The organism is Streptomyces sp. GS7 (genome assembly GCF_009834125.1).
In the GTDB taxonomy this organism is placed as follows: domain Bacteria; phylum Actinomycetota; class Actinomycetes; order Streptomycetales; family Streptomycetaceae; genus Streptomyces.
Window position 1 is genome coordinate 3,512,014 of sequence record NZ_CP047146.1, and the last position, 19,504, is coordinate 3,531,517.

The 19,504-nt window shown below is 69.9% G+C and carries 15 protein-coding genes; 9 read left to right on the top strand and 6 right to left on the bottom strand.

Annotated features, from left to right (window positions below; translation table 11 throughout):
- The first annotated feature begins 370 nt into the window (after window positions 1-370).
- Complete coding sequence (locus tag GR130_RS15345) at window positions 371-928, top strand: DUF3291 domain-containing protein (RefSeq protein WP_159505253.1); 558 nt, start codon at window positions 371-373, stop codon at window positions 926-928.
- Window positions 929-1,929: 1,001 nt separating this feature from the next.
- Window positions 1,930-2,409, top strand: coding sequence for a DUF3574 domain-containing protein (locus GR130_RS15350; RefSeq protein WP_236573036.1), 480 nt, complete (start codon window positions 1,930-1,932; stop codon window positions 2,407-2,409).
- 436 nt (window positions 2,410-2,845) lie between these two features.
- Here GR130_RS15350 and GR130_RS15355 read toward each other — a convergent pair whose 3' ends face one another.
- The 3 genes from GR130_RS15355 to GR130_RS15365 all read right to left on the bottom strand — a co-directional run bounded on the left by GR130_RS15355 (window position 2,846) and on the right by GR130_RS15365 (window position 6,221).
- Entirely contained in the window at window positions 2,846-3,745 is a 900-nt protein-coding gene (locus tag GR130_RS15355) for a 2-dehydropantoate 2-reductase (RefSeq protein WP_236573969.1), read from the bottom strand.
- A gap of 377 nt (window positions 3,746-4,122) precedes the next feature.
- Entirely contained in the window at window positions 4,123-5,031 is a 909-nt protein-coding gene (locus GR130_RS15360; RefSeq protein ID WP_236573037.1) for a cytotoxin leucocidin, read from the bottom strand.
- A 572-nt stretch (window positions 5,032-5,603) separates the two neighbouring features.
- Window positions 5,604-6,221, bottom strand: a complete 618-nt coding sequence (locus tag GR130_RS15365; protein WP_159505256.1) for a TetR/AcrR family transcriptional regulator — start codon at window positions 6,219-6,221, stop codon at window positions 5,604-5,606.
- Between the two features lie 95 nt (window positions 6,222-6,316).
- Between GR130_RS15365 and GR130_RS15370 the strand changes: the two genes are divergently transcribed.
- Together GR130_RS15370 and GR130_RS15375 are read left to right on the top strand one after the other, a co-directional pair.
- Window positions 6,317-7,546, top strand: a complete 1,230-nt coding sequence (locus tag GR130_RS15370) for an alpha/beta hydrolase family protein (protein ID WP_159505257.1) — start codon at window positions 6,317-6,319, stop codon at window positions 7,544-7,546.
- A gap of 12 nt (window positions 7,547-7,558) precedes the next feature.
- On the top strand, window positions 7,559-8,779 hold the full coding sequence (locus tag GR130_RS15375; protein ID WP_236573038.1) for an MFS transporter: 1,221 nt from the start codon (window positions 7,559-7,561) through the stop codon (window positions 8,777-8,779).
- 141 nt (window positions 8,780-8,920) lie between these two features.
- Here GR130_RS15375 and GR130_RS15380 read toward each other — a convergent pair whose 3' ends face one another.
- A complete protein-coding gene (locus tag GR130_RS15380; RefSeq protein WP_159505258.1) occupies window positions 8,921-9,091 on the bottom strand; it encodes a hypothetical protein in 171 nt (56 codons plus the stop codon).
- 247 nt (window positions 9,092-9,338) lie between these two features.
- Between GR130_RS15380 and GR130_RS15385 the strand changes: the two genes are divergently transcribed.
- A complete protein-coding gene (locus tag GR130_RS15385) occupies window positions 9,339-10,658 on the top strand; it encodes a PP2C family protein-serine/threonine phosphatase (RefSeq protein ID WP_159505259.1) in 1,320 nt (439 codons plus the stop codon).
- A gap of 191 nt (window positions 10,659-10,849) precedes the next feature.
- Complete coding sequence (locus tag GR130_RS15390) at window positions 10,850-11,863, top strand: MASE1 domain-containing protein (protein WP_159505260.1); 1,014 nt, start codon at window positions 10,850-10,852, stop codon at window positions 11,861-11,863.
- A gap of 507 nt (window positions 11,864-12,370) precedes the next feature.
- Here the strand turns inward: GR130_RS15390 and GR130_RS15395 are convergent.
- Entirely contained in the window at window positions 12,371-12,922 is a 552-nt protein-coding gene (locus tag GR130_RS15395; protein WP_159505261.1) for an SMI1/KNR4 family protein, read from the bottom strand.
- Between the two features lie 1,120 nt (window positions 12,923-14,042).
- Between GR130_RS15395 and GR130_RS15400 the strand changes: the two genes are divergently transcribed.
- Window positions 14,043-16,142 (top strand): ABC transporter ATP-binding protein, encoded by a 2,100-nt coding sequence (locus GR130_RS15400; protein WP_201304894.1) that lies wholly within the window; start codon window positions 14,043-14,045, stop codon window positions 16,140-16,142.
- Window positions 16,143-16,372: 230 nt separating this feature from the next.
- Complete coding sequence (locus tag GR130_RS39795; RefSeq protein ID WP_198539935.1) at window positions 16,373-16,549, top strand: hypothetical protein; 177 nt, start codon at window positions 16,373-16,375, stop codon at window positions 16,547-16,549.
- A 100-nt stretch (window positions 16,550-16,649) separates the two neighbouring features.
- Here GR130_RS39795 and GR130_RS15405 read toward each other — a convergent pair whose 3' ends face one another.
- The gene (locus tag GR130_RS15405) at window positions 16,650-19,205 is read right to left on the bottom strand and encodes a sensor histidine kinase (RefSeq protein ID WP_159505262.1); all 2,556 of its coding nucleotides are present in this window, start codon (window positions 19,203-19,205) and stop codon (window positions 16,650-16,652) included.
- Window positions 19,206-19,408: 203 nt separating this feature from the next.
- On the opposite strand from GR130_RS15405, the gene kdpF reads away from it, so the two are divergent.
- Window positions 19,409-19,498 (top strand): K(+)-transporting ATPase subunit F, encoded by a 90-nt coding sequence (kdpF, locus tag GR130_RS15410; RefSeq protein WP_159505263.1) that lies wholly within the window; start codon window positions 19,409-19,411, stop codon window positions 19,496-19,498.
- Window positions 19,499-19,504: the final 6 nt, after the last annotated feature.

The window sequence follows — 19,504 nt, forward strand, 5'->3', positions numbered from 1 at the left end:
CTTCTTCAACCACACGCGTTCGGCGGCACTCGGGCCTATCGGACAGGGGGTGCGGACGGGCATGGCGGGCGAACCGATCGGCCGAAGTGGATCACTGGTACCCCGCAGCCTGCCCCGCCCGTCACCACCCCAGCCCCCGCAATGACCTGTGCAAGAGGCCACTTGGACACGGAAAACGCAACTTCGACATGGCCCGCAAAGGCAGCTACCTTCACCTGGTCTTCGGCGATCGCCCACGGTCGCAAAGGAGTTCCTTCAGGCTGAGCCACCCGCGACGGGATGAGTCGGTCACGCCCCACGAGTCCTCGCCCCCCATGCGAAAGCCACCGAACCGGGTCCGCACCAGGCACCCCCAACCAGGGAGAGACGCATGCCCCGTCTTGCGCTGTACACATTCGGCGTCCTGAAGTCACCTCTCGCCGATCCCACACCTCTCACACGCGAACTCCACGACATCGGCGCGGCCATCTACCCGAAGATCAGCCAGCACCCCGGATACCTCGCTCGTGCCGAAGCGGCAGACCGCGACCGGGGCACACACTTCGACTTGGACTGGGGTGCATGGGGAGAGTTCGCCGTACCGACCTGGTACGGCAAGGGCCGTACGGTGGAAACCACCGCCCTGGATGCGACCCTCTCACTCTGGACCGACCTGCGCTCCGCCTTCGACGCCATCTACACCGGTCTGCACCGTGACGCGCTGAACAGGCGTTACGACTGGTTCGAGAGGACAGGACACCCGAGTTACGTGTGCTGGTGGGTTTCCGACGGCGCGATACCCACCTGGCAGGACGGGGTTTCCAGGCTGGAACATCTCCACGACCACGGCTCCGCGCCGCACGCCTTCACCTTCCACCACTCGTTCGCCCCGGACGGAACTCCGACCAGGATCAAAGGCATCGGGCCGAAGAGCGACCAGGTTCGCTGACAAGGAAGCCTGAACGACTGGGTCCGCCGTCAAACGCCTCGATTGAATGACGGCGAACAGATGCGTCTGCGCCACGGCGGATCCGCCAGTACCTGGGGCTTCGCCCTCCACCTCGCGAGCACCGACGAGTACCAAGACGCCATCCTGCCCACCAGCGGCTTCGCCGGCACCCCCAAGACGCCCTCGACTGCACCTGCGGCCTCTACCTCACCGACCCCAGCATCTGACCCCGCACCACACACAACACAGGCTCCACAGTCAACCCCCGAAGGATTTACGGGGCCGACCACTCAGCGAGACGCTCGGCCGGGGTTTCCCCGTCGAGCGTCTCGCGTGGGCGCCCGCTCGGTTCGGCGGCGACGGCGTCGAGGTGTCCGACCTGGTCAGCGCCACCCGAACCAGCGCAGGAATCCCGCCGGCAGCGCGAACACGCTGTCCCGGCCAGCCAGGCACCCTGCGGGATCAGTACCGTTGGCACGCCGACGGCCGGCAGCAGCATGCCGTCCGGGTGGAGCGGTTGCTGCGCGGGCCATGTGCACCATTTTCGGACGGCTGAGGGGCGGGGAGATGCGGCCACGCCGTAGGAACGGCCAGGACAAGCGGCCATGCGGCGGGGCATCACCCAGCTCCTGGGACCGGGAACGATCACCGACTAGGCTCCCCCAGCCGCACAAACGGCGCGTAGGCGCAGGTGGGGTACGTGGTGGACATGGGCGAGGGAGTCGTCGGATTCCAGGGGCAGTTGTGTGAGAGCGCGTGCGACGAAGCCCCGCCGGAACGTGTTTTCGCGGGCGGGGCCCTGTCCTTCCGGTTGCCGGCCGCTGCGGGGACCGGTGGAACTCGCCGCGAAAACAACGGAGTAGCCCTGAACTGTCCCGTCGGAGATCCATGCCCTGCCCGGCACACGGCTGGGTGACATGGCCATCGAGAACGGCGCGTCAAGGACGGCCGTGCGCTACGGTCCCGAAGCCTTGTCACCAGGACCGGAAGGAACCGTGCGCGTGTCACGCAAGCCAGCCTCCCGCACCCGTATGGCGGTCACCGCCCTCGTCGCCATGCTGCTCAGTACGAGTGGCTCCGTCGCCTACGCGGCCCTGGACGACCAGAGCGCCGGCCCGTCAACGGCATCGGCATCCGTCGCATCCGCGGGCAAGCCGTATGTCGAGACCAAGCTCCTCTTCGGCACCGCCAAGCCGAACGGTGGCGCGCCTGTCGGCGGCAGGGAGTTCCGCGCCTTCGTGGACACGTTCATCACCCCGCGCTTCCCCGCCGGCCTCACCGTCGAGACGGGCTACGGTCAATTCCGCGACTCCCACGGGAAGATCGAGCGCGAGCGCTCGTACACGGTCACCCTCCTCTACCCGTCGGGTGATGCCGGCCAGAACAGCAGCAAGATCGAGCAGGTCCGCCGCGAGTACGACAGGCGGTTCCAGCAGGAGTCAGTGGCCCGGGTCGACGAGAAGGCGCGCGTCGCATTCTGAACCGGGTTGGGATCACGGGCGCGTCGGAGGCTGCACCTCACACAGCCCTGAGTCCGGGATCCGGGGTCCGGGGTCCGGGATCCACTCCCGCGCATCAGGGGAACCCCTGATACCCAACGGGCGGTGGCTTTCCTACCGTTGGGGCATGAAGCCGACCCTCACCATGCCCCTGCACAGGGTTGCCGGAGACCGGTGGATGCGCGGTGCCGTGCGGGCTGGGGCCGCAGGTGTGGCCATGGCACTCGTCGCCTTCGCCGCCACCCCGGCCGCGGCCGATCCAACAGGCACAGGGTCAGACAGGGGACTCTCCGTCGCTTTATCGGCCGGCTTGCCGAGGTGCTTCAGCTTCCGCGCCCGTTGACGGGGCCGAGGCGAGGCGCCGCCGGACCCGTCACCGGGCGCAGACCCGAAGATCGGGTGATGGGGGCAGCGGACGCTATGTCGCGTCGTCCCGTTCGCTGACGGCTTCCAGCAGCGCGGTGACGGCCTCGTTGTACGGAGTGGGAATGCCGAGGCGCGCCCCCGCGCGCACCACGGCGCCGTTGCGGGCGTCGTATTCCAGGGCACGGCCCGCCAGGCGGTCCCACAGCATGCTGCTGCCGGACTCGGCAGGCAGCGTCCGCAGCCGGGCGATGACCTGCTCGGCCAGGTCCTCGGGCAGGCGCGCGCCCGACGCGACGGCGACCCGGCGCGCCTCCTCCGCCAACGCCCGGCCCAGCCGTGCGACGCGCGGATGGGCAAAGACCGGCATCCGGCGCATGGTCAAGGCTGTGATGGCGCCGTTGGCCACATTCAGGCACAGCTTCGCCCAGGCCGCGGTCACGAAATCACCGGTGAGCGCGACGGCGATGCCGCTGTCCTGGCACAGGGCCACGAAGTCCGCGCCGTCCTCGCCCTCGGGCACCGTGATCCGCGGCCGATCGAACAACCGGATGTGCCCACGCCGCAGCGACTCCGCCGCGATGTCCACCACGGCCGGCAGGACGCGAGCCGGGCCCGCCAACGGCCCAACGCGCTGGAGGTGTTCCACACCGTTCTGCAGCACCACGACACGGGTGCCCGCACCGCACAGCCGCTCCAGCCACGGCGCTGCCCCGGCCGTCTGGTGAACCTTGGTCGCGAGCAGCACCCATTCCACCGGCGACACCCGGGCAGGATCGAACTCCTCGTGTACGTGTACGGAAGCCGTCCGGGTCCCTTCGTCAGGCCCGTCGATCCGTAACCCGCCCAGTGGCGAGCGCACACACGCGGCCACCTCCATGCGCCCCGTCGAGGCGAGGCTCGCAGCCACCACGCCTCCCACTGCCCCGACTCCCACCACGGCAATACGTGTCATGGCCACTGAGCCTACCCACTTCAAGATCGCATTGACGAGTACACCGCAAAACGAACGGAATCAGGAAGCCTTCGACCGACGGCCCGGCCGGACGTCCGCCGCCGAACTGGTATCCGACGCATCGCCAACAGCTCTTCCGCGTCCGCTGGTTTGGCCGCAGCCCCCGTCCCCGGGGTGGGGACGGGGGGCCCGCGAAAGCAGCAGTACGTGAACCGGATCGCGCAACGCAGAGCACCGCCGCATCAGCCTCGGCAGGGCTGCCGTCGACCACCAGCCGGTGGTCGACCACATCGACCGGTACGGCGAACACTCGGCACAGCGCCTGTTTACGCCGGCGTTCGTCGCGCAGGAGGGGCCCCGCACGACGCGCTCGCCGATCAGCGGCCTGCGCGGATGACTTTCCTGCCGTCCTGGGTGAGCGGGACCGGGATCGGCTGCGGGACGCCGCGCTGTTGGCCGCCGTTGAGATCCTTCTGGACGACGTTCACGTTGACGGACGCGCCCTGGCCCCCGCTGAACTTCCCGCTCGCGAAGGCGTCCACGCCGTCTGCGGTGACCTCGTAACCGGTCGTGTCCACGATCGAGTGGGTGCGGCAGTCACGGAACACCTCCTCGATGGGGACGAACCAGAGCCAGTGGTGGTCACCGTCGTGGTTGAGGTCGACCTTGTCGTTGAACCAGATCGCCACGGATCCGGCCATGTTGACGGTGGCCGTCCAGTCGATGTCGTACTTCTGGGTGCCGATCACGAGGGACGCCTCGATGACCGACTTGGGCGGGATCTTGAGAGGGAGGTCGACACTCCAGTTCTGGACCTCCTTGTGGGCGAACTCCTGGGTCGAGGAGAGGCTGGTCTCGATCGAGGTGGTCTCGCTGACCTTGGCCACGGCCGGGATCTCGGCCGAGACCTCCATGGAGACGCCGATCTTCAGCGACTCGGTCACGGAGATCCGCAGGTCCTGTTCGGTCGTCTTGCTCTGCTTGTACGTGACGACTTGCTCGACCGCCGAGCCGTTGCGGTAGTTGGTGGTGACGGAGCTGACCTGACCCGGTATGGGGGAGGGGGCGTTGGGGTCGTAGGTGATGCCCCTGTACTCCGCGCTGACCTGGTACTTGTGGTAGTCGCCGAGCGCGCTCTGCTTGCCGTAGTCCGTGGAGGCGGTGAAACGGCATCCGTTGGAGCCGGGGAACCTCTCCTGGGCCATCCACTTGCCCCACTCGTCCGTGATCTCCTGGAGCGAGTGGGCGGTTGCCTTGCGCTTCGAGGCGTTGCGTGGGGCGTTCAACCGAATGGGTGCCGCCGCCGCTGTACCTGCGGTTGCGAGCGATACGGGGACGGCCGCGGCGAGGCCGACTGCGGGAGCGAAGGCGAGAACGCGCCGTCTGGAGACATGGCTCATGGAGAGTCCCCATCCAAAAGGGGCGGAACGGGGGAAACGTCTTGGGCAGCAATGCAATCGGCGATCTTCCGTAGCGCATAGGGGCTTTGGTCCCGAATCGCCGACCATGGCACGAAATCCCAGGCCGGAATGGGGGGCGACGGGGGACCGCCGACCATGACGTTGTCGCCTGCAGTGTCCGCAGCGATGCGGCGGTCGCGGCGACCGATGTGGTGAGTGCGGGACGGCACCGGAGTCTGGTACCCGGTCGGCAGCATGGCCGGCCCCCGGGTCGTCAGCTCAGGTGCCCGCTCCAACGCGGCGAGGAACCAGGGAAGTCGAGCCCAGACGGAGCCGTCCGGCCGGCATCGCCACCGAACCGGACGACCACGGCCTCGGATGCTCGCGCGGCGGCCTGACAGTCAAGCTGCACCTGGCCGTCGAACAGGGCCAGAAGCCGATGCCGATGCCGATCGTCATCACGGCCGGAGTGTGCGGAGGTTCCCTGGACGGGCCGGAGCGCTGCCTCCGTGCAGCAGTTGCTCGACGAGCGCCTGGGGGTAGGCGGGCGTGGCCGGCATGGCGCCGAAGAGGGCCCGCAGATAGAGCGGCCCGAGTACGTGGTCGAGTACCTGGTCGATGTCGGGGGGATCCTCTCCGCGGGCAGCGGCCCGGTCGAGGATCCGGCCGATGTCGTCGGCCCGACGCGCGAAGTGGCGGGAGCGTTCCTCCTGAGCCTCGGGCGTCCCGGGCAGGGACATGACCAGGGCGCGCAGGATCAACTGCCCTTCGGGGCGCATGAGGCTGGAGGCTGCCGCGGTGGCCCACTGCGTCAGATCGCCGCACAGGGTGCCGGTGTCGGGCAAGGGGGAGTCCTCTGCCAGCCGGGTGACCGCCACATCGGCCAGCAGCGCCTCACGAGTGCCCCAGCGGCGATAGATGCTGGTGGGATTCACGCCCGCCCGCTGTGCGATCGCGGGGACGGTCACATCCTTGCCGCCGGGCTCGGACAGCAGCTCGATCACTGCCTCGTGGACCGCCGACCGGACGCGGGCTGCGCGTCCGCCGGGGCGCGGGGTCGATTCGTTCACGCTCACGCCAACAGGTTAAAGCAGATCTGTTTGCTTTTACAGCCCGGGGGTGCTCTACTCGACCTCGGCAAAAGCAAACATCATTGCTTTAAGGAGGGGCCGTGAAGAACCTGCTGTTCCCCAATGACGCCCAGTTCTGGTACGAGACCCTGCGGTCGTTCGGCCACATCACCTACGGCGGCGCCGACTTCGGTGAGGTCGTCTCGACGAGTACGCGCATCGTGGAGGGCGACTACGGCAGCTGGCACGACGAGTGGCTGGCCACGGCCGACCGAGTCTCCGGCGAGGCCCAACGGGCCCTGGACGAGGGCCACTCGGTCAGTGCCCGGGACGGATTCCTGCGGGCGTCGAACTACTACCGCTCGGCGGAGTTCTTCCTGCACGGCAACCCGTGCGACCCCCGCCACCACCACGCCTACGACCGCAGCGTGGAGTGCTTCCACGCCGCGGCGGCACTGTTCACCCCGCGGATCGAGCCGGTCCGCATCCCCTACGAGGGCACCACGCTCCCCGGCTACCTCTACCGCGCCGACACCCTCGCAACCCCCCGGCCCACCGTGATCATGCACAACGGATTCGACGGCACGGTGGAAGAGATGCACTTCTTCGGGGCGATGGCCGGTGTGGAGCGCGGCTACAACGTCCTCGCGTTCGACGGACCGGGTCAGCCAGGTCCGCTCCACCACGACGGCCTCGTGTTCCGTCCGGACTGGGAGAACGTCGTGGGCCCCGTCCTCGACTTCGCCCTGACCCTGCCGGAGGTCGACGGCGACCGGGTTGCGCTGCTCGGCAACAGCATGGGCGGACTGCTTGCCCCGAGGGCAGCGGCGTTCGAACAGCGGCTGGCCGCGGTGGTCGCCCTCGACGGTGTCCACGACCTCGGCCGGGCGGTCACCGCCATCGTGCCCGGCGACCGTGACGAGGCCGAACGGCGGCTGCGCGCGGCCTCGGATCCCGAACTCGACGCCCAGCTGGATCACTTGATCGCCACCAACCCGGTCATGCGCTGGGCGTTGAACCACGGCATGTACGTGATGGGGGCCGACACCCCCCGTGCCTTCGGTGCCGTCTATCTCGACTACCACCTCCGCGACGGCATCGCCGAACGGATCACATGCCCTGCCCTGATCTGCGAGGCCGCCGAGGACCTGTTCTTCGCCGGACAGGCTCGGCAGCTGTACGACAGCCTCACCTGCCCCAAGGCCCTGATCGAGTTCACCGCGGAAGAAGGCGCCGACGCGCACTGCCAGGCGGGAGCGCAGCGGCTGGCTCTGGCGCGCATCTATGACTGGCTGGACGACACGCTGCACCACCGGCACGCGGCTGGCTAGGAGAGACGCCTCGTGCAGTCGAACTTGCGTTTCCCCGCCTCCAGACGTCCCGGACTGCGCGGATGGCCGGCGGTCGTGGGCATCGGGTTCTCCTTCGCCGTCACGATGATGGGAACCACGCTGCCCACGCCGCTCTACCCGCTGTACCGGGCCTCCTACGGTTTCGGCGAGCTGGCCACCACGGTCGTCTACGCCGTCTACGTGGTCGGTGTCCTGGTCGCGCTCCTGTTGTTCGGCCACTGGTCCGACCAGATAGGACGGATCCGGATGCTTCGAGCCGGCGTACTGCTGTCCGCCTTGTCGACGTCGGTCTTCCTCCTCGGCGAGGGAACCGGCTGGCTGCTGGTGGGCCGGCTCGTCTCCGGGCTGTCCGCGGGAATCTTCACGGGCACGGCCAGCGCGGCCATGGTCGAAGTCGCCCCGCCGGGCGGGGCGGCGCGTGCGACCCTGGCAGCGGCGGCGGTGAACATCGGCGGCCTCGGCGCCGGGCCGCTGGTCGCGGGAGCGCTGGCCGAGTACGCGCCCTGGCCGCTGAGACTGTGCTTCGTCGTCGAGTCGGTTCTGACGGTCATCGGGCTGGTCGCGGTCAGCGCCGTCGCCGAGCCCGTCCGCCTGCCGTCCACGCCGACGCTGCGGCCCCAGAAGGTCAGCGTGCCGGGATCGGTGCGCACGGTCTTCATCAAGGCCGCGATCCCCGGCTTCGCGGGCTTTGCCGTACTCGGTCTCTTCGCCGCCGTGGCCCCCTCGTTCCTGGCGGTCGTCCTGCACACGACCAACCATGCGGCAACGGGCCTGGTCGTCGCGCTGCTCTTCCTCGCCTCCGTCACCGGTCAGCTGTCGTCCTCCGGACTGGGCGAGTACCGCTCGCTTCTGCTGGGGTGCGCCGCTTTGATCGCCGGTATGACGTTGGTGGCCACCGGCCTGCTGACCGCCTCCCTGGCCTTCCTGACCGTCGGTGGCGCCGCCGCCGGAGTCGGCCAGGGACTGGCGTTCCGAGCCGGCTTGGACTCGATCGTCCGACAGGCTCAGCCGAAGACCAGAGGATCGGTGACGTCCGCGTTCTTTGTCGTCCTGTATGCGGGTATCACCCTCCCCGTGATCGGAGAGGGTGCCCTCGCGAACCTGCTGGGCCTGGTCCAGGCGGGAACCCTCTTCAACGGCTTCGTCATCTTCCTGGGCGTCACCGCGCTGTTGTTCCTCGCCCGCCGCAGACGAGAGCCCCTCGCCAGATGACCTTGCGACGGGCGAACGCTGCCTGTCTGTGTTGTCCGCCTGTCAGCGAAGTAGCGGTACCGGCTCAACTTCGCCGGTGCACGCATGTCGAGCGACGGACCGGCGCAGAAGACGAACCGCGTCAGCGCGGCGTGCCGACGGTCAGCCCTCGGGATCTTCCGCTTTTCTCCTGCTCGGTAGTTGCTTCGCGGCCTCGATCGTTTCCCTGTTGAGGTCCTCGACGGAGACGCCCTGGGATTCCTCCCAGCCGGCCGGGTTCAGCGCGCGGCGGACCAGTGGCTCCAGGTCTTCGGATCCCCCAGCGGGAGCCACCTTGTATGACGGTGTGTGACATGCCGCTTTCGGTGTAATGGGCTGGTTGGGCTGTTCGGCCGCGTCACCCTGTGCGAGTTGATCACGGTCGTGTCAGGAGACTGTGGGTGCACAGATCGCGTGAGTGGCTGTATGAGCGGATCCGCCAGGACAAGCGGCAGAACCCGGAGAGGTCGGAGAGGGCTTTGGCCCAGAAGTGCCGGGTGCCGCGGATCACGGTAGCCGGGCGATCGTGATGGCGGGCGGCATGGAGGGCAAGGGACCGGAGCGGCCGCACCGCCCTGACCTGCTGGCGCGTCTGGACGCCGAGCTGGGGCGGATCGACGAGCAGCTGCGCGCCCTGGCCGCCGCCAAGGACCGGATTCAGAGCCTGTTGGACGCGGTGGTGGCCATCACCCGGGAACAGGAGCTGTCCGCGGTGTTGCACCGCATCGTGACCACCGCCATGGACCTGGTCGGCGCCCGCTACGGGGCACTGGGAGTATTTGACGAGTCCGGCGAGCACCTCGCGCAGTTCATGGCCGTCGGCTTGTCCGAGCAGGAACGTGCGGCCCTGGCCGAAGTGGGGTTTCCGCGCGGCCTGGGCGTGCTGGGACACCTGATCCAGCACCCCGAACCCCTGCGGGTCGACGATGTCTCCTCCCACCCGGCCTCGGTGGGGTTTCCGCCCGGCCACCCGCGCCTGCGTACCCTGCTCGGCGTCGCCGTCAGCGTCCGCGGCGAAATCTACGGCGATCTCTACCTCTCCGAGCGGATCGACGGGCGCCTCTTCGACGTGCACGACGAGAACATCGTCGTTGCCCTGGCCAGCGCCGCCGGCATCGCGATCGACAACGTCCGTCTCTTCGAACAGGTTCGTGCCGGATCCGAACTGTTCCAGCGGCGTTTGCTGCCGACGCTGCCCGACATGCGGCCCTTCGACGCCGCCGCCATCTACCGGCCCGCCGCCGAACCCCACCATGTGGGCGGCGACTGGTACGACGCCATCCTGCTTCCGGACGGCGCGGTGGCGGTCGTCATCGGCGACGTGGTCGGCCACGATCTGCATGCCGCCGCCGCCATGGCCTCCACCCGTCACATGCTGCGCGCTTTGCTGTTCGCCATGCGTACTCCGCCCAGCGCGGTCCTCGCCCAGCTCGATCGCACTCTGGAGGCCATCACCGACAACCCCGTAACCACCACCATCCTGGCGCGCATCGAACCCGAGGGGGCTGCCTGGAGGCTGCGCTGGAGCACCGCGGGCCATATCCCGCCCTTGCTGATCACCCCCGACCGCCGGGCGGAATACCTGTTCACGGAGCCTGGACTACCACTGAACGTCGACAGCGGGCAGCCCCGCCCCGACCGCACCCACCCCCTGCCCGCGGACACCATCGTGGTCTTCTTCACCGACGGCCTCATCGAACACCCCGACCACCCCATCAACGAGAGCCTCGCCGAACTCGCCGAACTCGCCACCACGCACGCAGACCTGCCCCTGCAGGACTTCGTGCAGGCCCTGGCCGACCACCACCCCAGCGACGGGCACGACGACATGGCCATCCTCGCCCTGCGCACCCCGGGCTGAAGGCGTGCAGCCCCACAGCCATACGGCTGACGGCGGAACCGGCAGGGCGCGGCGCTGCCCCCGGGCGGTCACCCGAAACAGTCCCGACAGAGCACATTGCGAAAGGTCATACAGGTGAGCGGCAGTGTGATGGATCCGGCGACGGCGGCGGACGACGGACGCCCGCGCAAGGCCAAGGGGACGACTTCCCGATGACGGTGGCGAACGGCGGCAGGCTCCGGCGCGTTGGCATGACGGCGCTGCAGCTCGGTGTCGTCGCCGCGCTGTATTACGTCTCGGGCAAGCTGGGGCTGCTCCAGCAACTCGTGCGCGGCCAGGTCTCGCCGCTGTGGCCTCCGACCGGCATCGCCCTGGCTGCTCTCCTCCTGATGGGCCTGCGGGCCTGGCCCGGGATCGCTCTCGGCGCCTTACTGGTCAACATCTCACTTGGGCCGTCGATCCCCGCCGTTCTCGCGATCACGGCAGGCAACACACTCGCGCCCCTCTTCGCCTACGCGCTCCTTCGCCGCACCGGGTTCCGCATCGAGATGAACCGGTTCCAGGACGCGCTCGCGCTGGTCTTCCTCGGCGCATTCACCGGCATGCTCATCAGCGCGACGGTGGGCACCGGCACCCTGCTCCTGGCTCACGCTCTGCCCGCCGGCGGGTTCTGGCCCACATGGTGGGTCTGGTGGACCGGCGATGCGATGGGCGTTCTGGTGGTCACGCCGGCGCTGCTCGTCCTCCGCTCGGCACACCTGCCCAAGGACACACCACCCTCCCGGTGGGCGGAGGCAGCGCTGCTTGTGGCGGCCACCATCGGCGTCGGCTTCCTCGAAAACGCTCCGGTACCGCTGATCTTCCTCGCTTTCCCGCTACTGACCTGGGCTGCCTTCCGCTTCCAACTCGCCGGAGCCGCACCCTGCGCGCTGGCCGTATCCACCGGTGCAATCCTCGCCGCCCCCCGCAGGTCAGGCCCGTTCGCCGGTCACACTCTGCTCACCGACATGATCGCGCTGCAGGCGTTCAACGGCGCCGCCGCGATGACCGCGCTGCTACTCGCCGCCGCCATCACCGAACGAAACCAAACCCAGGAGAAGATCGAACAAACCTGCAGGCAGCTCGCCGAGATGGCGGCAAGGATCGCATCGGACACCGGCGGCCCATCAGCACGTCCCGACGGCGACGAGCAGGAAGAAGACGGCGGACCGACTCGGCCGTCGTGATCCATCGACAGCACCTTCGTGGACGGGCGACGGACCTGATCCGCCATACGTCCCGGCCCGGCCACATGCCGTCGAAACGCGCCGCGAGAGGCGGCGCATGCCTGACCAACTTGCCGGAGCGGCTCCTCGGCGTCGTGCCCGTCACGTCTGCGGGCCCCGCTCCGCTGCTCCGCGCGACCGTTGCCAACGCTCTGCCGCACCGCGAGCCGCTGCGGTTGGAGGTCCCCGACCATGATCCCGTTGGCCGGCATTGCCGCCGCAGGTCGGGCATCCGGTCGCACGCGAAGGCTGGATCCAGGCAAGTCCGACACCGTATGCGGGGATTGTTCTCGGCGCCGCGACCCGCCGCGCCTGCCTGCACACTCAGGCTGGTCGACTACAGCGCTCACGTCACAGTGTGTGTCCTGCTACCGACGAAGATCGAGCGTGTGCCATCCAAGTGAGTGGCCGGGGTCGATGCGGCTGCATCGAAGGGCGGCGGGTTGGTCCGGACGGCGTGCTGCGGGTTCACAGACGCTCCAGCCACTCGGTGTACCACGCGCGGAAACCGGGGCTCACCGGGACGAAGCCGCCCCAGTCCGGGTCGATCTGCCAGACCTCACCTGCTCGCGGGCCGTTCAGGATCAGCCGGATGTAGATGCCGCACCCCTCTTCGGCCAGCATGAGCGTGCCCCCGGTCAACCCGTCGGCCGGTGCGCCGATGCGACCGGGCAGGGGTTCGGTGAGACGGAACGGCTCGGCGAGTCGGCCCGGTAGCCGGTCGTCTTCCCACTCGTCGTCCGCGGCCCACCCCGCGCCGGCCTCGATGCGGGGGACGGTCAAGGGCATCAACCCGTGACCGGGGCCGGCGGGGCCGTTGCCCACCTGCACGACGAAGGACCGGTACTCCGCCGGCAGGTCGACGCCGTGAGCTTCCTCGAATGCCTTGATCTCTGCCTCCGGCAGCGCAGGCGCCAGCTCGTACCGATGAGTGTCCGCCCCGAAGCGCTCCCGCGCCGGGTCCCCTGCCGCCATCCGCCGCATCCGAACGCGTACAGTGCCCGCATCCCAGCTCTCCATCCAGCGACCGTACCAACGACATCGGTGCCCAATTCCCCACGCCTTCACGCTGCATAGCTCCTGGTTGCGACTCCGGCGCGGTATCAGTGCCCTCCACACCCGCCCGCCCCCGGGCCGCAGCGGATCGGCCGCCGCGGAGGGCGTCTTCGCGGCGCGACCGGATCCCTGCATCCGGCACCGGCGGCGCCCTCGCCCGACCGGCCGGGCTCGGGAGTTTCCCGGCGCCCGCCGGCGGCTCGACGGCGGATCTCCCGTCGGCCCGCGCCATACGACCGGTCGTGCGCCCGCCCGATGCGAGTGATACGTCGATGCTCGCCGGCTCACGCACACCAAAGGAATGCCAGGCACCCCTTTCCCCGTAAGTGCGGGAAAAGTCAAGGGATTCGGACGATGTGGAGGGGCAATCGGCCATCCCCGCGGATAAGGGAACGCTGCTCGACTCCGTACCGTCACGCTTTACTCCACGCATGCCGGCATGAAGGCAACGGCGCTTGAAGGGAGGGTATATGGCGTATCAGGTCAAGTGCGGTTCGACCAGGACGACGACCGGTCGACCGTGCCGGAATCCGGCAATGATCGGCTATTCGCGCTGCCAGGTGCACCGCGGTGAGTGGAACCGGCCGCAGCCGCGTAAGACCAAGAAGCGTTGATCTCGGGCGCCGTGGGCGCGCGAGAAGACGAGCATCACGCATATCCGAAACCCCCAGTGCGTTGGCTTGCCTGGGGGTTTCCGTCACGTCCGGGGCGTGGTGCGGGAGGGGTGGCGGGGCCTCGCTGTCCGATCGCGGCAATGCCTCGGAAGAGTGACGCGAGCTGTTCGAGTGCCTGTGGGGGTGGGGAGGTCGGTTCCTGCCTGGGTTCCCCGCATTTATGGAACGTGTGTTCATGATCTGCTCCCGGGTTACCCGTTACGGGGGCCGAACCGGGCCGTTCTTTAGGGCACTTGTACCCATCACGCGCCCGGTCAGAGGAATCGTGTGTCCCTGATGAATCCGGCGTGTCGGCGTGCTGCGTTCGAAAAGCTGTTGTCCGGCTTCCGGTTTCCGGCGTGTTGTTGACGTCCGAAGACGGGAGCGGAAGAGGTGGCTGAGGGAGAAGGAGAGCAAGAGCATTGGTGAGAATGCGGATTCGTAGTGGGGCATGGGAGAAACGGCAGTCGGGGGAGAAGGAGCAGTCGGCGGAGGGACCGCGGTCACGGGGGAAACGCCGTGTTCCTTCCGGTGAACGGCCGCCCGGCAGCGGCAAGGAGGAGGCCCAGGAGGAGGCCAAGGAGGAGGAGTTCAGGGAGGAGTTGCAGTATGTCGACCGGACCGGGAGTCGGGAGCGGGCCGGACGGCAGATCCGGCTGGTCGATATGGCGCGGCGGCTCCCGCAATTGGTGCGCCGGTCCATCGCGCTGGCATGGGGTATCGACCGCTGGGCCGCGCTGGGGCTGCTGATCTGCCAGGCCGGTGCCGGGGCGATGCAGGCGCTGGGACTGCTGGCGGTCAGCGGGACGATCGGGGCGCTGCTGTCCGGCGGGGACATCTACGGGCGGCTGCTGAGCGCCTGGCCGTCGCTGGCGCTGCTGGCGGTTGCCGCCGCCGTCCGGGCCCTGCTCGGAATCGCGGTGGCCTGGCTGTCCTCCCGGCTGGGACCGCAGATGTCCCGGGAGGCCGAACTCAGGCTGCTGCAGGCGGTCACCGAGGTGGAGTTGTCCGCCTACGACGCACCCGGCTTCACGCATCGCAAGGAAGCGGCGGACCGGGGTGCCGAGATCGTCCAGGAGCTGGTGAGCGACGGGCAGGACCTGATCGCCTCGCTCGCCTCCCTCGTCGCCGGCGCGAGCGTGCTGACCGCGCTGCACCCGGCGCTGCTCCCACTGCTGTTGCTGGCCAGCTTCCCGCAGGCGGTGGCGCAGGTCAGCGCGGCACGGGTGCGCTATCTGGCCCGGCTGCGGGCGAGCGGCGACTACCGGCTGCTGTCGATTCTGCGCTGGCATGTGTGCGACCGGTACACCGCCGACCAGATCCGGGCCGGCACCATGGCCGGCTTCCTGGTGGCGCGCTACCGCCACATCACCGAGCGCATCAACCGCGCCGACCGGGAGGCGGCGAACACCGGAGCGCGGATGTCCGTACTCGGCGCGGTCTGCGGCGGGTTGGCGTCGAGCGCGGTATGGGGGGCGGTGGTGTGGCTGCTGGCCACCGGCCGGATGAGCGTCGGGCACGCCGGCACCGCGGTCTTCGCACTGCAGACGGTGGGGACGGCGCTGCGCGGACTGGTCGCCGGCGGCGCGCGCATCATGCGGACGGGCCTCTACATGGACGACTGGTCCGAATTCCTGAAGGAGGCGGGTGGTTACCGGATGCGGCGTGGGGCCGGCGAACCGGCACCGCCGGCGGAGATCCGTGCCCGGGATCTCGTCTTCCGGTACGAGGAGGCGGCCGACGACGCCCTGCGCGGCGTCTGTTTGACCCTGCGGCGCGGGGAGGTCGTGGCGCTGGTCGGGTACAACGGCAGCGGGAAGACCACCCTGGCCAAGCTGCTGAGCGGTCTGTACCTGCCCACCACCGGCTCGATCACCTGGGACGGTGTCCCGACCGCCGATCTCGATCCGCAGGCCATGTGGTCGCAGGTGGCCCTGGTGCCGCAGGAATACGCCCGCTGGCCGCTGACCGCCCGCGAGAACATCACGTTGGGCCAGGCGACAGCGGGAGGTGACGCCGACATCCACGCCGCCTGCGCGCAATCGGGCGCGGACGAGGTGGTCACCGAACTGCGCTCCGGCCTGGACACGGTGCTGGCGCGCGACTGGCTGGGCGGACAGGAGCTGTCCGGCGGGCAGTGGCAGCGCATCGCGCTCACCCGCGCCTTCCACCGCCCGGCCGGGCTGCTCGTTCTGGACGAGCCGACCTCGGCCCTCGACCCGCTCGGCGAGCACCGTATCTTCGCCGGTCTGCGCGCGGTGGCCGCCACGCGTGCGGTCGTCCTCATCACGCACCGGCTGACGAACGTGGCGGTGGCGGACCGCATCGTCGTCCTGGACAAGGGGAGCGTCGTCCAGGAGGGCACGTTCCCCGAACTCGTCGCGCAACCCGGGCTGTTCCGGGACCTGTGGGCGTACCAGCACACGCGGGAGGCGTACCGGCCCGGCGCGCCCACCGGTCCCGGTGAACCCGCGGCGCCGGCCTCCGCATCCGCGACAGGCTCCCCGGTACGTGAGGTGAAAGGTGCGTAACCCGCCACCGACGCCTGCCCGTTGAGGCCGAAGGGGCATTGCCGTCCGCGCCGCACCGGCGTGGGCGGCAGCGCGGCAGACCAGGGGAATCCAGGTGCTGACTTTCGGTCAGTTTGTGGCCGACACGCCAAGGCCCTCTTCCGTGCGGCACCATGCGTAATAGGTTCCCTACCCACCGGAGTCGGCGGGGAAGGCCCGCCGCGGGGAACTGTCCGTCCACGGAGGAAACGATGCCGCAGGGAACGATCGTCCTGTTCAACAAGAGCGACTGTGTGGGCATCATCGCCGACGAGCATGGCGACCGGCTGCCGTTCTCGGGCATGGAGACGCAGACCACCGATGTCGGTCAGCGGGTCATCTACGACGTGCACGGCGCGAAGGCCACCAACGTCGCGGCCGTTCGCTGAGCCCCGGGGCTCGTCCGACGGGTCAGGGTCGGACGGGCCCCGGCCCGGCCCGGTATGGGGAGCCATCACGCTGCGCCTGAGCGGCCGGTCGTCCGGCCGCTCAGGGCGGATCACCCGGCGCGCGCCGATCCGCTCCGCCGGAGCGCCGTGCCGACGTCGGGAACGTGACGGTGACGGAGAACGCGGGACCGGCCACCGACGGCTTCAGCGTGCCCGCCATGGCTTCGGTCAGGTCGCGGGCCAGTCGCAGCGGGAGTCCGTCGGCGCGGAGCCGCGGTGGGGTGTCGGTGCCGGGGCCGGCGCCGTCGGCGATGCGGACGGCCAGGTGGTGGGGGAGGGTGCGGGCGGTCAGCGTGGGGGGTGCTCCCGGCGGGCTGTGGCGGAGCGCGTCGGCGGTGAGGGTGGTCAGGACGCGGGTGAGGACCGCGGCGTCGGCGATGACGTCCGGCAGCTCCTCCGGGAGGTGGAGGGTGATGTCGTGCCCGCCGGGTCCCAGGTCGTCCAGGGCGGCGGCCAGTACGTCGTTGAGGTCGACGGGGCGGAGGTACAGGTCGAGGGCGCCGGCGTGCAGTCGGCTCAGATCGTCCAGGTCGGTGACGAGTTGGGCGGCGCGGCGCACCGACGCCAGCGCGGTGTTGAGGAGTTGGCGGGTCTCCGGGTGGGCGGCGGCCGGGGTGACGGTGTTGCCGTCCGGTGTCTGCGGGGGCGGGGCCAGGAGGTCGCGCAGCCGGCGAAGGGTCCGTTCGGCGCCGTGCAGCGGGCCGCGGAGATCGCGGCCGGCGGTGACGAGCAGAGTGGCGCGGGTGCGTTCGGCGGCGGCCAGGGTGTCCGTGGTCGCGGCGTGGCGGGCCAGCCGGCCGTGCACGTGCGCCATGCCCAGTTGGGCGGCGCAGGCGGTGAGGACGCGCTGGTCGTCGGCGCTCAGCGAGCGGCCCCGGCCGGTGAGGGTGAGGTCGTCGTCGATGGGGCTGGTGACGTCCGCCTCGTAGGGGCGCTCCGGGGGGCGTTCACCGGCGCTGGCGACGACGTACCAGCGGGGGCCGGCGGCGCGTTCCCGGGGCCGGTCGCGCTCCAGGAGACTGACCGCGGCCAGGCCGAAGTTCTCCCGTACCTGTTCGAGGAGGGTGGGCAGGTCCTGGCCGTGCATCATGGCGGTCGCCAGCCGGGTCAGGGCGCGCGCCTCGGTGGTGGCGCGCAGCGCCTGGTGGGTGCGCCGGGCCGCCGTCCCCGCGGCCGTGCCGACGAGCGCGGCGACGGTGACGAAGGCGGCCAGCGCGACGATCTCCTCGGTGCGTTCGATGCCGAAGGAGTGCACGGGGGCGGTGAAGAAGTAGTCGGACAGCAGCCCCGCCGCCAGGGCGGCCAGCAGGGCGGGCAGCAGTCCGCCGATGAGCGCGACCGCCACGATCGCCAGGAGGTAGATCACCAGGTCCGCGCCCAGGACAAGGGTGCCGCGCAGCGCGGTCAGGGCGAGGGTGAGGAGGGGGAGCAGTACGGCGGCGCCGGCCAGCGCCGACCAGAAGCGCAGCGGGCCGGTGCCGCGGCTCGGGTGCGGCAGCCGCGGAGACGGGGCGCCGACCGCCTGTTCGTGGGTGACGATATGGACGTCGATGGGGCCGGAGCCGCGGATCGTACGGCGCCCTACGCCCGCGCGCAGGGCGGCGGAGAGCCGTCCGCGGCGGCTGGCGCCCAGGACGATCTGGGTGACGTTCTCGGCCTCGGCGAACTGGAGCAGGGCCGCGGCGATGTCGTCGCCGGTCGTCTGGTGGTAGCTGCCGCCGAGCGACTCCACCAGGGTGCGCTGGTCCCGCAGCCCGGCCGGTGCGGCGCCGGCCAGGCCGTCGCCGGGGGCCACGTGCAGGGCCAGCAGCTCGCTGCCGGGCGTACGGGCGGTGATCCGGGCGGCGCGGCGGATGACGGTGGCGCCTTCCGGGCCGCCGGTCAGTCCGACCAGGATCCGCTCCCGGGTCTCCCAGGGGGCGGCGATGCCGTGCTCGGTGCGGTAGTGCTGGAGCCCCTCCTCCACCCGGTCGGCCAGCCACAGCAGCGCGAGTTCCCGTAGCGCGGTGAGGTTACCGACCCGGAAGTAGTGGGTGAGGGCGGCCTCGATCCGGTCCGCGGGGTAGATCTCGCCGTGCACCATGCGGCGGCGCACCACTTCTGGCGGCAGGTCGACCAGTTCGAGCTGGTCGGCACGCCGGGCCACCTCGTCGGGCAGGGTCTCGCGCTGCACGGTGCCGGTGATCTGCTCGACGACGTCGTTGAGGGATTCCAGGTGCTGGACGTTGAGGGTGCTGACCACGTCGACACCGGCGTCGAGGAGCTCTTCGACGTCCTGCCAGCGCTTGGCGTTGCGGGACCCGGGCACGTTGCTGTGCGCCAGCTCGTCGACCAGCGCGACCTGGGGCCCGCGGGCCAGTACGGCGTCGAGGTCCATCTCGGTGAAGGCCGCTCCCCGGTGGGTCAGGGTGTGCCGTGGGACGGTCTCCAGGCCCTCGGCCAGCTGCGCGGTGGGCCGCCGGCCGTGCGGTTCGACGAATCCGACGACCACGTCCGCGCCCTGGGCGCGCAGCCGCTGGCCCTCTCTGAGCATGGCGTAGGTCTTGCCGACCCCGGGGGCGGCCCCGAGGTAGATCCGCAACCGTCCGCGCTCCATGGGCAGGCTCCTGTCGGCTTGTCGCGGCCTCCTCTTCCATGGTGCGCTCCGCCCGGCGGGAGACCCGGATGGCTGCGGCGTGTCCACCGGAGTCCGACATACCGGGCGCTAGCGTCAGCGGGCATGCAGGATCTCGTGTTCGTCACCCTCACCGTCGCCGTCTTCGGTCTCATCGGCCTGCTCGCCAAGGGGGTGGGCCGGCTGTGACCATCGAGAACATCGTCGGCCTGATCGTCGCCGGGGGACTGATCGTCTACCTCGTGCTCTGCCTGATCTTCCCCGACAAGTTCTGACGCGTG

What these genes read in the sequence shown, in the direction of transcription:
- GR130_RS15355 (WP_236573969.1), bottom strand. Translation starts at nt 3,745, where the DNA reads ATGACACGTATTGCCGTGGTGGGAGTCGGGGCAGTGGGAGGCGTGGTG.
- GR130_RS15390 (WP_159505260.1), top strand. Translation starts at nt 10,850, where the DNA reads ATGACGGTGGCGAACGGCGGCAGGCTCCGGCGCGTTGGCATGACGGCG.
- GR130_RS15395 (WP_159505261.1), bottom strand. Translation starts at nt 12,922, where the DNA reads ATGGAGAGCTGGGATGCGGGCACTGTACGCGTTCGGATGCGGCGGATG.
- GR130_RS15345 (WP_159505253.1), top strand. Translation starts at nt 371, where the DNA reads ATGCCCCGTCTTGCGCTGTACACATTCGGCGTCCTGAAGTCACCTCTC.
- GR130_RS15405 (WP_159505262.1), bottom strand. Translation starts at nt 19,205, where the DNA reads ATGGAGCGCGGACGGTTGCGGATCTACCTCGGGGCCGCCCCCGGGGTC.
- GR130_RS15385 (WP_159505259.1), top strand. Translation starts at nt 9,339, where the DNA reads ATGGAGGGCAAGGGACCGGAGCGGCCGCACCGCCCTGACCTGCTGGCG.
- GR130_RS39795 (WP_198539935.1), top strand. Translation starts at nt 16,373, where the DNA reads ATGCCGCAGGGAACGATCGTCCTGTTCAACAAGAGCGACTGTGTGGGC.
- GR130_RS15400 (WP_201304894.1), top strand. Translation starts at nt 14,043, where the DNA reads ATGCGGATTCGTAGTGGGGCATGGGAGAAACGGCAGTCGGGGGAGAAG.